The following is a 16,406-nucleotide window of genomic DNA, read 5'->3' as shown; positions in this document are numbered from 1 at the left end:
CATTCAGGATTCAGGATGTCCGTTAATGGCGGCCTGCAAGTCACGATACTCCTCGCAGCTCTGGCCGCAAATACCGGCAATCACCTTCAGCTGTTCTTTAGCCAGGTCTGGCCGCCCCTTAACCATCCACGCTTCGCCCAGATACTCCCGGGCTTTGGCATAGTTGGGGTCGATGGCCAGCGAGCGCTGGTAATAGCCAATCCCTTCATCCGTACGCCCAAGTTTGCGGGTGGCATAACCGCGATAGTTCCATGCTTCAGCCGTGTTAGCGTTTTTGAGGGAATCAAGCAGGTTCAGCGCCGCCTGGTACTCTCCTTTTTTAGCAAGATGGTAGGCGTAGTGGGTTTTGTCTCCATCGCTGAGGCTGCTGCTTTTGTCTGGCACACATTTCTGAGTGGCGCTGTCATAGACCTGCCCGGACGGGCAGTCAGGTGTTTTGCTCTCGGTACTATTATCGCCCATGGCAGATGCCAACGGGGAGTGCAGGAAAAAGATAATTATCGGGATCACACGAAGCGAGGTGGTGTTCATACAGAGCTCCTGGGAAAAAGTGGGTATACGTCAGTTAACGCGCGAGCCGCGCGTGTTATTCATTCTTTCGCTGACTTTTTTTACTGACCCGGAGCAGGATTACGACATATCTGCGCTGATATATAAGCGAATTAATTCATTCTCATCCCCTTCGATAATTATCTAACGTTAAATAGCAGATTTTTTTAGGTACGCCAGAATATATTTCACCCATTCACAAACATAATATATCTTACATCAAGAATGTTACCCTAACTTAAACACGCATTAAGCCACCATAAACAACCGTTTTTTAATTACCTAATCAGCGCAGCCCTACTAATTATTATTCACGTCATGAAATGTAAAATATTGCACTGTCACTTAAAAAATAAAATTAACAAAAACAATATGTTAATATTTAAAACTAATAACAACCGTCTATAAGTTAATGCCAGCTTCACCTTTCCGATATGTATTTACGGAAGCTTAATTTGCATAAAGCCTTTTTTCTGACTATATCATTTTTATACCATTTCGGATTAATTCCTCTATTAATTACAGGGTTATATAGAGCACAAAAAAAAGAATACGCAATATTTTCTCTCAAATAAATAGATTCGCTCTGATGTTGCCACTCTAAATGTTGGCGGGCATCGTTCGCTCTAAAAATATCACGGTGAGTGCTGCTTAATTAACAGCAACTCTGCCGGGGCGCACTTTTCCCTTCATAACGAGATGGCTCGTCTCGCACGCCGTTCACGACAACGCTTCTGGAGTAATGACCAAATGAGCCAAATCTCTGTTATATCAAAACTTACTGGCGTGGAAACCACCACCGAGGGCACTCAGATTACGCTGAGCCATTCCTCTATCGTTGAGCTACATGTAGAGCGAACCGAAATCTCTCACTTCGCCCGCAGCGGTAACGATCTGGTCGTGACCCTGCACTCCGGCGAAGTGATTACCCTTAAAAATTTCTACGTCACTGACGCCCAGGGCGTAAGCCAGCTGGTGCTGCAAGAGAGTGACGGTGCGCTATGGTGGATTGACGATCCTACCGGCGCAGCAACATACGAATCTATCGCCTCAACGGACGTATTGCTGGCGTCCTCAGGCAGTGATGCTGGCGGCGCAGCCGTCTGGCCATGGGTATTAGGCGGTCTTGCTGTCGCAGGCGGGATTGCCATCGCGGCAGGCACGGGCGGCGGAGGCGGCGGTGATGACGACAACAACAGCAATCCCGGCAATCCGGGCAATCCCGGAACACCTACGGATCCCGATACTACACCGCCAACTGCCCCCACCAACCTGCAGTTCTCTGGCGATGGCAAAACCGTCACGGGTACCGCGGAGCCGGGCAGCACCGTCACGCTAAAAGATGCCGACGGTAACGTGGTCGGCACCGGGAAAACAGGCAATGACGGAAAATTTACCATCGTACTGGATAAGCCCCTGACCAACGGCGAGGTTATTACCGCCACCGCGACGGATTCATCCGGTAATACCAGCCAGGCCGGGCATGTCACCGCACCGGACACCACCGCGCCGGACGCGCCAACCAATCTGCACGTGTCGGATGATGGCACCACCGTCACGGGTAACGCTGAACCGGGTAGCACCGTCACGCTAAAAGATGCCGACGGTAACGTAGTGGGCACCGGGAAAGCGGGCAGCGATGGCACGTTCACCATCGAACTGGGTAAACCGCTGACCAACGGCGAGCAGATTACCGCCACCGCGACGGACACCACGGGCAATATCAGCCAGCCCGGGCAGGTTACCGCTCCGGACTCCACCGCGCCGGATGCGCCAACCCTCCTCATCGTAAACGATAATGTCGGCACGGAAACGGGCCCGCTGGATAATGGCCAGCGCACGGACGATGCCCGCCCGACCTTCAGCGGCATTGGCGAAGCCGGAACCACCATCACCCTTTACGACAACGGCACCCAGATTGGCACCACCAAAGTGGACGCCAACGGCAGCTGGAGCTTTACCCCATCGGCCAACTTGTCCAATGGAAACCACGCCATCACCACCACCGCGACCGATGCTGCGGGCAATACCAGCGCCCCTTCCACTGCCGCCACCTTTATCGTCGATACCGTTGCCCCTGCCGCACCGACGATCGTTACCATTACTGATGATGTCCCGGCAAATACCGGCACGCTCAGCAATGGTGCCAGTACCAACGATGCGCGGCCACAGCTGAGCGGTACCGCCGAAGCGGGTTCAACCGTGACCATCTATGACAATGGGATTGCCATTGGTACCGCGCTGGTCGCGGCCAACGGCAGCTGGACGTTTACGCCGTCAGTGAATCTCAGCGAAGGCAGCCACCAGCTGACCGTGCGTGCCACCGACGTCGCGGGCAACACGGGTCCGGCATCCCCGGCATTTACCGTCAATGTGGATCTCACTGCGCCTGAAACGCCAACAGCCTTTGTGGTTAACGATGATACCGGAGGCCTTAAAGGGGCCATCAGCGCCGGGCAGTTTACGGACGCCTCCGAGCCACGCCTGACCGGCAGAGGCGAACCTGGCAGCACCATTACCGTTTACGATAACGGCGTTGTCGTAGGTACAACCACGGTGCAGCCTAACGGCACCTGGAGCCTGACCCCTACCTCGCCGCTTGCAGAAGGCGCGCACTCGATTACGGTGCGCGAAACCGATGCGGCAGGCAACCAGAGCGGCCAGTCTCAGCCGATCAATTTCATCGTGGACACCACGCCGCCTCCACAGCCTGTCATTTCTCTGAATCCGGCAGGCACTCAGATCACCGGGACCGCAGAGCCAAACAGCAGTATTGTGATTACCAACAGCGACGGGGACGTGATTGGCCGTACGACAACCGACGGCAACGGTAATTTTGTCGCCACGCTAACGCCTGCACAAACCAACGGCCAGCTGATCTCCGTGGTGGCGTCTGATGCCGCCGGTAACCAGAGCACGCCAGCCATCGTCACCGCGGCAGACACAACCCCGCCTGGCCTGCCTGGAAATCTTGTCGTCGCCGACGATGGTCAAAGCGTCAGCGGTACGGCAGAGCCTGGCAGTACTGTCACCATTAAAGGTCCGGATGGCACGGTCATCGGTGAAACGACCGCCAATGGCGACGGCACCTTTAGTACCCCAATCAGCCCTGCCCAGACCAATGGCGAAGTTCTGACCGTTACCGCCACCGACGGCAGCGGTAACGTCAGCCTGCCGGGTACGGCTACCGCACCGGATTCCACCCCTCCGCTTGCGCCGGATAACGTTGTCGTGTCCGGAGATGGCACCGCGGTCACCGGCACCGCTGAACCGGGCAGTACGGTGACCGTTCGCGAAGGCGGCGTCACGGTGGGCCAGGGCAAAGCCAATGACGACGGAACCTTCAGCATCCCTCTGACCCCGCCAAAAGCCAACGGCGAAACGTTGACTGCAGATGCCACCGACGCAGCAGGCAACACGGGGCCAACAACCCCTGCTGTTGCGCCGGACATCACGCCAGCGCAAACCCCGGTTATTCTTTCCGTGGTGGATGATGTGGAGACGGCCACCGGGCCTGTCGCCCAGAATGGCCTCACCAATGACAGGACGCCCACCATCAACGGGACGGGCGAACCTGGCACAATAATTACCGTCACCAGCGGCAGCACCGTTATCGGTACCGTGACCGTTCCGGCATCCGGCCAGTGGAGCATTACGCCAACCTCACCGCTGCCCGATGGCGGCCACGTCCTGACGGCCACGGCGGTTGATGGCGCAGGTAACCAGAGCGGACAATCGAATTCATGGACCATCACCGTGGACAGCGGAGTGCCGGACGCGCCGATCATCACCCAGGTGGTAGATGATGTCCCTGGCCGCACGGGTCCGCTCGACACCAATGAAACCACCAACGACCCAACCCCAACGCTGAACGGTACCGCCGAGCCTGGTTCGACGGTCACCATTCGTCTGGATGGCGTGGACATTGGTACCGCCGTTGTGGGCAGCGGAGGCGCCTGGACCTACACCCCAACCACGCCGTTAGCGGAGGGTCAACATACCTTTACCACCGTAACCACCGATCCGGCGGGCAACACCAGCCTGGAGTCGGGCGGATTTACGCTGACCGTCGACGTCACGCCGCCGCCTGCGGCCACCATTGAAACGGTCACAGACAACGTGGGTGCCGTGCAGGATCCTCTTGTGAGCGGCGATACCACGGACGACACCCAGCCACTTCTGCAGGGTACCGCCCCGGCGGACACCATCATCACCGTTTACGACGGCAACACCCTGCTTGGCACAGCCACGGTTATCGGTGGCACGTGGACCTTCACCCCAACCACGCCGCTGACGGACGGACCTCACTCCCTGACGGTGCACACCACGGATGCCGCCGGTAACACGACCCTCTCGCCTGCGTTTGATCTGACCATCGATACCCTCGCGCCGGATACGCCAGCGATCCCGGATATCACCGTTAACCCGGACGGCAGTACGCCGGGCACCGCCCTGAACCCGGGTGAAACGACCCGCGATACCACCCCAACCCTGAGCGGCACCGGCACCCCGGGTGACATCGTTAATATTTACGATGGCACTAACCCGATCGGCCAAACTCAGGTTGATGAGAACGGTAACTGGACATGGACGCCAAACCCACCGCTTGGCAACGGCACCTACGATCTTTCCCTGACGGTGACCAATCAGGACGGCGCGGGTAACGAAAGTGCCCCGTCTACCCCGATAACCATCACCATTGATACCGACGCGCCGCTGGCCCCAGCGGCACCGGTGGTGACCGACAGCGTCAGCCAGATCACCGGCCCTGTGGGTGATGGCGAAACCACCAACGATCCGCGTCCGGTATTGAGCGGAACAGGTACGCCAAACGATGTGATCACGATCTATGACAGCGTCGATGGCGGCGTCACGACGACGGCCGTCGGCACCGTCACGGTAGACGGCACCGGTAACTGGAGCTGGCGCCCTGAGAGCAATATCGGTGAGGGCACGCACGAATATACCGCCACGGCCACCGATGAGGCGGGCAATGAATCGGATCCATCAGTCGGCATTAGCATTACGGTGGACACGCTCGCCCCTGACACTCCGCTGATTAGTGCCATCGGTGGTGCGCAAAACGGTGGATTTACAACCGATAACACCCCGACTATCGGCGGCACCGGCCCAGACGGTGAAACCGTGATCATTTACAACAACGGTGTTGAAGTGACGCGGTTTGATATCGTCAATGGCGAATGGTCATATACGCTTCCTACGACGCAGGCCGACGGCCCGCTGAATATCACCGTTGCGGCGGTAGATAGCGCGGGTAACGTCAGTGCGCCAAGCCCGGTCTTTACCGTGACGATCGATACCCAGCCGCCTGCTACACCGGCAATCGACACGGTGTCGGATAGCCAGCTCGCCAACGGCACGCTGTACTCACGCGACGGCGCGCCAACGCTCTCCGGGACAGGTGAACCGGGGACGATTATCACCGTCACCGTGGACGGTACCGCTTCGACGACGACGGCCACGGTGCAAGCGAACGGCACATGGGAGTGGACCTCTCCTGTGACCTTAACGGATACCCAGCATACCTTCTCGGTCACCGCGCGCGATCCTGCGGGTCTCAGCTCAGGCAGTTCTCCAAACCTGAACGTCACGGTCGATACCGTCGATCCAGCAGCCCCGACCGGGATAAGCGTGGCCGCTCAGGGTACACCGATGACCGGCAGCGCCGAGGCGGGCGTCACCATCACCGTGAAGGATGCTGACGGTAACGTGATTGGTACCGGCGTTGCTACCGGCGGCAACTTCTCCGTTGCGCTCAGCCCGGCTCAGCCGGATGGCGCACTGCTGACCGTGACGGCGACCGATCCCGCCGGCAACCTCAGTCCTGACGCGACCTATACCGTCACCGGTACCTTGCCTAATCTCCCTGAGGTGCCGATCATCACCGCCATCGTTGATGATTTAGCCCCGGTCACGGGCGATGTGAAAGACAAAACCACCAACGACACCACGCCGACCCTCGTCGGCACGGCCGAAGCGGGCAGCGTCATCACCATCTATCAGGACGGGGTACAGATCCCACTGATTAACGTGATTGCGGACGCGAACGGTAACTGGAGCTATACGCCACTCTTACTCACTGAAGGGCAACACACCTTTGAAGTGACCGCCACCCTGAATTTGCAGACCAGCGGACGTTCCCCTGTCGCAACCGTCACCCTTGACCTGACCGCGCCAGACACACCGGCTATCGGTGCCATCATCGACGACGTCGGTCCGGGCATTGGGCCATTGAGCGACGGCCAGATCACTAACGACAACCGCCCAACGCTGAGCGGGGTAGGCACCGCTGGCGATACGATCACCATTTACAATAACGGAGCCCTGTTAGGCACCGTAGTCGTGGGGGCTACAGGCACCTGGACCTATACGCCACCAGCGCTGTCTGATGGCGATCATACCCTGACGATCCGGGCAACCGATCCGGCGGGCAACTCAAGCGGACTCTCTGCGGATATCACCATCACCGTTGATACCGTCTCCACGACGCCGGTTATCACCAGCATCACCGATGACGTCGGAAATGCCGCTACCCTTGTCCCGAACGGCAGTCCAACCAACGACACTACGCCAACCCTGACCGGTACGGCAGAAGCGGGCAGTATCGTCGTTATTTTTGATGGCACAACGCAGATCGGCACCGTAGCGGCAGACAACGTCACCGGCGCCTGGACCTTCACGCCAGAAACCGCGCTGGTAGAAGGCACGCATTCGTTCACCGTGAAAGCCACCGATCCGCAGGGCAACGTTAGCCAAACCTCCAACGCCTGGAGCGTGCAAATTGACCTGACGGCGCCAACGGTGCCAACGCTCGATGCGGTTAACGATAACGTGGCGGGCGGCGTCACCGGCAATCTCACCACCGGGCAGGTCACCAACGACAATACGCCAACCCTCAGCGGAACGGGCGCGCAGGGCAGTACGATCCACATTCTGAATAATGGCGTGGAGATAGGTACCGCTCCGGTCGACAGCAACGGTAACTGGACCTTTACGCCGGGCACTGCGCTGGGCGATGGCAGCTATAACATTCGCGTTAACGCCAGCGACGCGGCGGGTAACGTCTCCGCGAACTCTCCGGTATTTGCCTTCACCGTGGATACCACGGGCCCTGACGTGCCGGTTGTGACGGCCGTGATTGACGATGTCGGGCCGGTCATTGGGACGGTTGCCAGCAACGACGCCACCAACGACGCGCGCCCAACCTTCAACGGCACGGGCGAAGTGGGTTCCACCGTTCACGTGATTGTTGATGGCACAGAAATCGGCACCGCGGTGGTGAATGCCCAAGGGAGCTGGACCTTTACCCCGGGCACCGCGCTCGCGGAAGGCCCGCACGCCATCACCTTTAACGCCACCGACGCGGCAGGTAATACCGGCGCCACCTCGCCAGCGTTTAACCTGACGGTGGATACGGCTGCGCCAGCGGCCCCCACCATTATATTTGCCAGCGATGATGTGGGCAGCGTACAAACGCCGCTCGCCAGCACCCAAATCACCGACGACACCACGCCAACCCTGAACGGTAGCGCCGAGGCCAACGCCACCATTATCATTTATGAAAATGGTCAACAGGTCGGTATCACTCAGGCAAACGGCATCGGGGTATGGAGCTTTACGCCCGCTAACCCGCTCAGCAGCGGCAGCCATACCTGGACCGCCACGGCAACCGATGCGGCAGGCAACGTGAGTCCCGCTTCGCCAGCCTTTACCCTGGTGGTGGATACCACGCCGCCAAACGCGCCGGTTATTTCGCAGGCCATCGATGATGTCGGTACGGTGACGGGCGCACTCGGTTCCGGACAAACCACCGACGACACCGTTCCGCGCCTTGTGGGCACCAGCGAGCCGTTTGCTACCGTGAACATCTATGAAGGCACTACGCTTGTCGGCACGGGTACTGCGGATGCCAGCGGTAGCTGGAGTATTTTGCTCAATACGACGCTGGCGACCGGCCCGCACAGCTTCACGGCACAAGCCACCGATGCGGCAGGCAATACCAGCGCCGCGTCGCCGACCTTCACGCTGACCATCGACATCACGCCGCCTGCGCTGCCGGTGCTCATCAGCATCACCGATGACGTCGGTAACGCCGCCACGCCAATTACCAACGGTGGCTTGACCAATGACGCCCAGCCGACGCTCACGGGTACGGCAGAAGCCGGTGCAACGGTAAAAATCTTTGATAACGGCGTGCAAATTGGCAGCGTTGTTGCGACCGGCGGTAACTGGAGCTTCACCCCTTCCCCGGCGCTCGCCGACGGCTCGCACAGCCTCACCTTCTCGGCAACCGATCCGGTGGGTAACGCCAGCGCGCAAACCCCAGGCTATGTGATTAACGTTGACGCAACCGCACCTAACGCGCCGGCGATCGGTTCGGTTGTCGATGACGTGGGCACCGTCACCGGTCCGATTACGGGCAGCAACCCAACCAACGACACGCGCCCTACGCTCAACGGCACCGCGGAAGCCAACGCTACCGTTCGCATTTATGACGGCAGCACGCTGGTCGGTACCGTGACCGCCGATGCCAACGGCAGCTGGACGCTGCCGCAAACCAGCACCACGCTGACGGAAGGGCAACATAACTTCACCGCCACCGCAACCGATGCGGCGGGCAACACCAGCGCGCCATCGCCTGTCACCACCATTAACGTGGATCTGACGCCGCCGGGGGTTCCAACGGGTCTGGCTGTCATCACCAACGGTACGCACGTCACCGGTACCGCCGAAGCGGGTAGCACCGTCACCATCACCACCAGCACCGGTACGGTACTGGGTACCGCGATAGCAGACGGTAGCGGTAACTTTAACGCCACTATCACCCCAGCGCAGACGGGGGGAGAGTCGCTGGTGGTCTATGCCACAGACAAGGCAGGAAACGCCGGGTTGAATGCATCCGTCACCGCGCCGTTCACCACGCTGCCGAACGCGCCGGTTATCGCCACCATTAACGATAACGTCGGTACGATCACCGGTAATCTGACCAACGGCAAAACCACCGATGACACCACGCCAACCCTGAGCGGGACGGCACAGCCTAACGCCACCGTCACCCTGTACAACAACGGCGTGGCGATGGGTACCGTCGTGGCCGACGGTTCGGGCAACTGGACCTTCACGACCCCAGTCATGGGCGAGGGTTCTCACGCCTTTACCGCCACCGCGAGCAACGGCTCGGGCACCGGTCCGTTCTCTTCCGCCACCACGGTGATTGTTGACCTGACGGCGCCAAACACGCCTACCGGCAACTTTAACGCCGATGGCAGCGTCCTGACGGGTAACGCCGAAGCGGGCAGTACCGTCACCATTCGTCTGGCGGACGGTACAACGGTGACCACCACGGCGGGCAGCAACGGCACCTACAGCTATACCTTCCTCAATAAACAAACCGAAGGTCAGACGCTGCAGGTCACCGCGACTGATGCCGCAGGCAACATTTCGCAGCCGGGATCAGCCCTCGCGCCGGTGGTGCCGCTGTCGGCCAGCAGCAACGTCGAGGAGCTGGATCTCACGACGACCGCAACGGTCACCAACTCGCAGTACAGCGATTACGGCTTCCTGCTGGTGGGGGCGCTGGGCAATGCGCTGACGCTGCTCGGCAACGATACGGCGCAGGTCGGCTTTACGGTGGGCAGCGGCGGTAGCGCGGATATCTCCGTCAATGCCAATGCCACCGGCGCGGTGCTGTCGCTGCTCAACACGCTTGAGCTGGTAGTGCAGCGGTTTGATACCGTCAACAACACCTGGACGACGGTCGTGGATACCGGTCAGCCGCAGTTTGCCGACCTGCTCACGCTTGGGGCAACCGGCGTTTCGTTAAACCTTAACGGTCTTGCCAACGGCCAGTATCGCGTCCTGAGCTATAACACCAACCTGCTGGCGACGGGCTCTTACACCAGCATTGATGTGGGTGTGAAAGAGACCAGCGCAGGCACCGTTACCGGCGATACGACGCTTGGCGGCAACGTGATCCTGGACGTTGATCCGACCGCCGGCAGCGATAACGCGCCGGCGGGCACCACGGTGACCGCCGTCACCAACGCCCTGGGGATAACGACTAACGTCACCGCCGACGGCACGGCGATTCAGGGGCAGTACGGGACGCTGACCATCAACCGCGACGGCAGCTACAGCTATACCCTGACCAACACCAGCGCCTCGGTGATTGGCCGCACGGAGAGCTTCACTTACACCATCACCCACAACGGAACCAGCGCCTCGGCGAACCTGGTGCTGTCGCTGGGCGCAGGCACCACCGCCAACAGCATAGTGGCCGTGGATGACACCGCATCGCTCACCTTCGATACCACGGTGAGCGCCATTGACAACGGCACCTCGTCGCAGGGCGGTTTTACCGTGGTGGGGATTAACCTCGGTAACACGCTGGGGCTGAATCTGCTGGATGACTTGAGCAATCCGATCATCTACAGCGTGGAGGAAGGCACCACCCGCACCATGACCATTCAGGCCTCCGTGGGGGGCGTGGCGCTAGCATCGGTGTTCGACCTGTACATCTATAAGTTCAACGACGCGACCCAGACCTTCGAGCAGATGCGCGTTCAGCCGGGCTGGCTGCGCGCGCCGCTGCTGGGCGGTACCTCGTCCCAGCTCACGCTTAATCTGCCATCGGGTGAATACCTGTTCCTGCTGAATACGGCGGCGGGGATCACCGCGCTGACGGCCTACACCCTGAACGTGCTACAGGATCACGTTTACAGCGTGGCAAGCGTGGGCGCGAGCACCACCGGGGATGTGCTGGCGGATGATGTCGCACCAACCGGCACGCTGGTGACGGAAGTGAACGGCGTGGCGGTGAACGGCAGCGGGCTGACCACCATTGTGGGTGAATACGGCACGCTCTCCATCAATGCGTCCGGACAATACACTTACACCCTGAAGAGCGGCGTAGGCGCAGACCATATCAGCACGCCGGACACCTTCGTCTATACCATCACGGCGCCAAACGGTACGAAAGACACGGCTTCGCTGAACATCACCCCAACCGCGCGAGCGATGGATGCGGTGAACGATGTCAGCACCGCGATGGACGTGACCTCGGTACACCATACAACGGTGTACTCGGATACCACCGTGGGTACGGCGAGCTGGAACGCCGCGCTGCTGGCATCAACCCAGGGTAGCGGAAACGGTACCTTCGTGGTGGATCCGAATACGGCTCTGCACAACGTGGTACTGAACTTTAACGTCGCATCGCTCCTCTCACTGGGCGGGTTAACGGTTGACTGGACGATAACCAATGGCGCCACCACCGTCAGAAGTGGTTCTTTCAACGGCGGACTGCTGCTGGGCGGCAACGCCACTATCAACCTGACGGGGCTGGACCTGGATGCCGGTACCTATACCTTGAGCTATACCGGCAAAATGGGGCCACTGGCTGCGGGCAATATCACCATCACCCCAAGCGTCAGCGGGACCACCTACTCCCTGACCCAGTTCGACGCCACCAGCGGCCACACCGTCAACGGTAATATCTTCGACGGCACGGACTCCGCCGGGGCAATGGATCAACTGCACTCGGTGGACACCCGCCTGAGCATCACCGGCTACAACGGCGTGACCACCACGCTGGATCCGTACACCGGCAGCACCACGGTGAATATCGTGGGCCATTACGGCACGCTGGCGATTGCCGCGGACGGCCATTACACCTACAGCCTCAACACTGGGGTATCGCTCTCAACCATCACCTCGAAGGAGGTCTTCAACTACACCCTGACCGATGCAGCCGGTAAAACGGATACCGCCTCGCTGACCATCAACATGGCGCCGCAGTTCATCAGCTCTGAACATAACGACGTCGTTACCGGTACGGCCTATGGCGATACGCTGATTTACCAGGTGCTGAACAGCGCCGCGGGCAACGCCACGGCCGGGAACAGCGCGGGCGACCACTGGACCAACTTCTCGCTGGCGCAGGGAGACAAGATCGATATCGGCGATCTGCTGGTGGGCTGGAACGGCAGCGCGTCAACGCTGGGTAACTATCTCACTGTTTCTCAAAGCGGTAGCAATACTGTGATCTCCATCGACCGTGACGGTACGGGGGCCGCCTACACTAAATCTGCACTCGTCACGTTGGATAATGTGCAGACCACTTACGACGAGCTCGTGAACCAGCAGCACATCATTACCTGATAGCACCAGCACCAAATGACCCGGGCGCGCAGCGCCCGGGCACAAACAATAAAGCTGTACCATTTTATTAGGGACAAGACATGGGAAAGAAGATGCCTTACTGGTGGCTCTCGTGCTGCCTGATATCTGTGCCCGCCATCGCTGCCAATCCGGCGGGGACGATCAATACCGGACTGCTCAGCGAAACGCAGGAACTCCCCTCTTTAAATGGCCGCGTCGCGCCGGTGGCCGGTAATGCCGCGCCCGGTACGCTGCAGCTGAGTGAGGCGGTCAACCGCGCCGTCACCTGGCATCCCGCCATCAGCGAAGCCGTCGGCAAACTCTACCAGCAAAGCGAAAACGTGGACGTCGCCAAGTCAAAATACTATCCGCAAATAAATGCCGGGATGGACAACGGCTACACGCATGACGGCAGCGACAATGGTTTTACCCCGTCGCTGGTGCTTTCCCTTTCGCAGATGCTGTACGACTTTGGCAAAGTCTCAAGCCAGGTGCGCGCCGAAAGTGCCGGAGTTGCCCAGCAGCAGGCGAACGTGCTGGTCAGCATTGACACCATCGCCCACGATACCGCCATCGCCATGGTACAGGTTCAAACCCTGCAGCAAATGGTCGAGACCGCCAAAGAGCAGCTCGACGCCCTCTCCTCGATCGGAAAACTGACCAAGCTGCGCAATGATGAAGGGGCCACGTCGCTCTCCGACGTAGTGCAGACCGATGCCCGAATCGAAGGCGCACGCGCGCAGTTGATGCAATACCAGGCCAGCCTCGACAGCGCCCGCGCCACGCTGATGAGCTTCCTCGGCTGGAACAATCTCAACGCGGTGAGTAACGATTTCCCGAAAAGCCTGGATCGTAGCTGCGATATCGCCGAGCCAGACGATCGTCTGGTGCCTGCGGTCTTAGCTGCCTGGGCGCAGGCTAACGTCGCGCAGGCCAATCTCGATTACGCCAACGCGCAGATGACCCCCACCGTCTCCCTTGAGCCTGAAGTTCGCCACTACCTTAACGATCGCTTTGCGGGCAACGAAACGCGGGATCGCACCCAGTACTCCGCGTGGGTAAAAGTCCAGATGCCACTCTATCAGGGCGGCGGCCTCACCGCCCGGCGTAACGCTGCCGGACACGCGGTGGACGCCGCGCAGTCCACCATCCAGCGCACGCGTCTCGACGTGCGGCAAAAGCTGCTTGAAGCCCGCAGCCAGGTCATGAGCCTGATGAGCACCCTGCAAATTCAGGGACGTCAGGAAGCCCTCAGCGCCCGCACCCGCGAGCTGTACCAGCAGCAGTATCTCGATCTCGGCTCACGCCCGCTGCTCGACGTGCTCAACGCCGAGCAAGAGGTCTACCAGGCGCGTTTCACCCAGCAGCAAACCGCCGGGCAACTGCATCAACTCCAGCTGAACTGCCTGTACAACACCGGACGCCTGCGTCATTCCTTCGATCTTGAAAACCGCACTATCCAGACCGTGGAGATCCAGCCATGAAGCAACGTGACATTCCGCAGGGCGAGATCGTAACGGATGAAGAGCTGGCGCAATGGGCGCAGGCATTTGGCTATGTTGCCACCCGCTACCGCGTCGCCTGCTCGCCCGGCGCGCTGATGGCGGGCGCGCCGTGGCTCAAAGGTAAACCGATGGTGCCCGCCCTCACCCAGCTTGCACGCGAAGCCGGGCTCTCCTTTCAGCTGCTGACCCCGGATCGGCATTCCATTAACAGCTGGCGTCTGCCGGTGGTGGTGGCGCTGGACGAGGGCAAAATTGGGGTCATCGAACACTTCGACGGTGAGGATACGCTGGAGGTCAGTTTTTTTGACGACAACACACACGCTAACCGTCTGTCGATGAGCGCGATGTTGCCCGCAATCCGCCACGTGATCGCCCTACGTCCTTTAGCCGCGCTGAAAGACAGCCGCGTGGATGCCTATATCTCAAAATACCGTCCGGACTGGCTCTACCGTCTCGTGATGCGCGACCTGCGCCCCTACAGCTGGGTCATGCTCGCCGCGCTGTTCATTAACGTGCTGTCGCTGTCGGGGATTGTTTTTTCGATGCAGGTCTATGACCGGGTGATCCCCGCCCAGTCCTACCCCACGCTCTACGTGCTGACCATTGGGGTGCTGATCGCCACGCTGTTTGGCTTTGTGCTGCGCGTGGCGCGCGGGCACATCATGGATCTGCTGGGCAAACGTTCGGATCTGCGCGTGTCGGATCGCGTATTCGGGCATGCCCTGCGCCTGCGCAACAGCGCTATTCCGCGATCCACCGGCAGCTTCATTTCGCAGCTGCGCGAGCTGGAGCAGATCCGCGAGATGGTCACCTCGTCCACCATCTCCACGATCGTCGATCTGCCGTTCTTTCTCCTCTTTGTGGTGGTGCTGGCGATCATCGCCCCGCAGCTGGCGTGGATCGCGCCGGTCGCGGCGGTGATCATGGTGCTGCCAGGCCTGCTGCTGCAAAAGCGGCTGGCGGAGCTGGCAAAGCAGTCGGCGCATGAATCCACCCTGCGTAACGCGGTGCTGGTGGAGAGCGTGCAGGGGCTGGAAGACATCAAGCTAATGCAGGCGGAAAACCGCTTTTTGCAGCAGTGGAACAGCTATATCCAAATCACCGCGGAATCCGGTTTACGCACCCGCGAGCTGACGCAGAACCTGATCAACTGGGGGATGACCATTCAAAGCCTGGTCTATGCCGGCGTGATCGTCGTGGGTGCGCCGATGGTGATCGACGGCACTTTAACCACCGGTTCGGTCGTCGCCGCCTCAATGCTGGCCTCGCGCATGATCGCCCCGATGGCAACCCTCTGCGGTGTGCTGGCGCGCTGGCAGCAGGTGAAGGCCGCAAAAGAAGGTCTGGACAGCATTATGCAACTGCCCACGGAAAACCAGCGCGAAGAAACACCGATCCGCCAGGACGTGCTGCGCGGGCATTACCTGTTCGAGCAGGCCCAGTTCCGCTATCACCCGGACGATCCGCGCATGGCGCTGCGCATTAACCGCCTGGAGATCAAGCCGGGCGAGAAGGTGGCGATCCTCGGGCGCAACGGCGCGGGCAAATCGACCCTGCTGCAGGCGATGGCGGGCGGTATGGATCTGGCCGGCGGCGAGCTGCGGCTCGACAACTTTAGCCTGCCCCATCTGGACGTGGCGGACGTGCGGCGTAACGTCGGGTTTATGACGCAGAACGCGCGGCTGTTTTACGGCACCCTGCGGGAAAACATTACGCTCGGCATGCCGCGCGCCACCGATGAAGAGATTTTTGAGGTGCTGGATATGTGCGGTGCGGCAGGCTTTGTGCAGAAGCTTCCCAAAGGGCTCGACTACCCGATCATGGAGAACGGTGTTGGATTATCCGGCGGGCAGCGGCAGTCAATTTTGCTGGCGCGCATGCTCCTGCGCGACCCGAATATCGTGCTAATGGATGAACCCACCGCATCGCTTGATGAACACACCGAGCGGGAATTTATTCAGCGTCTGAGCGCCTGGCTCGGCAACCGCACGCTGGTTGTCGCCACCCACCGCGTGCCGGTACTGGAGCTGGTGGAACGCGTGGTGGTATTGAAAGAAGGCATGCTGGTGATGGATGCGCCGAAAGCGCAGGCGCTGAGCAACAGCCGTATGCAGCAACAGCAGCAGGCAACCGGACGGGAGTGGAAAAATGAAAATCAGTCAGCGTGATGTT

At 60.0% G+C, this 16,406-nt stretch carries 4 protein-coding genes; 3 read left to right on the top strand and 1 reads right to left on the bottom strand.

Annotated features, from left to right (window positions below; all coding sequences use genetic code 11):
- Window positions 1-3: 3 nt before the first annotated feature.
- Window positions 4-531 carry a tetratricopeptide repeat protein gene (locus tag V5P19_RS20730; RefSeq protein WP_334407061.1) on the bottom strand — a complete coding sequence of 176 codons (528 nt, stop codon included), beginning with the start codon at window positions 529-531 and terminating at the stop codon, window positions 4-6.
- Window positions 532-1,299: 768 nt separating this feature from the next.
- Between V5P19_RS20730 and V5P19_RS20725 the strand changes: the two genes are divergently transcribed.
- The 3 genes from V5P19_RS20725 to V5P19_RS20715 all read left to right on the top strand — a co-directional run bounded on the left by V5P19_RS20725 (window position 1,300) and on the right by V5P19_RS20715 (window position 16,402).
- The gene (locus tag V5P19_RS20725; protein WP_334407058.1) at window positions 1,300-12,729 is read left to right on the top strand and encodes a BapA/Bap/LapF family large adhesin; all 11,430 of its coding nucleotides are present in this window, start codon (window positions 1,300-1,302) and stop codon (window positions 12,727-12,729) included.
- A gap of 80 nt (window positions 12,730-12,809) precedes the next feature.
- Complete coding sequence (locus tag V5P19_RS20720; protein WP_334407056.1) at window positions 12,810-14,213, top strand: TolC family outer membrane protein; 1,404 nt, start codon at window positions 12,810-12,812, stop codon at window positions 14,211-14,213.
- Complete coding sequence (locus tag V5P19_RS20715) at window positions 14,210-16,402, top strand: type I secretion system permease/ATPase (protein ID WP_334407054.1); 2,193 nt, start codon at window positions 14,210-14,212, stop codon at window positions 16,400-16,402. Before V5P19_RS20720 ends, V5P19_RS20715 begins: the two co-directional genes overlap by 4 nt.
- Window positions 16,403-16,406 lie beyond the last annotated feature (4 nt).

The organism is Enterobacter sp. UNJFSC 003 (genome assembly GCF_036903355.1).
Classification (GTDB): domain Bacteria; phylum Pseudomonadota; class Gammaproteobacteria; order Enterobacterales; family Enterobacteriaceae; genus Enterobacter.
The sequence above is the reverse complement of the archived record's forward strand: the minus strand, read 5'-3'. Positions and strand labels throughout refer to the sequence as shown.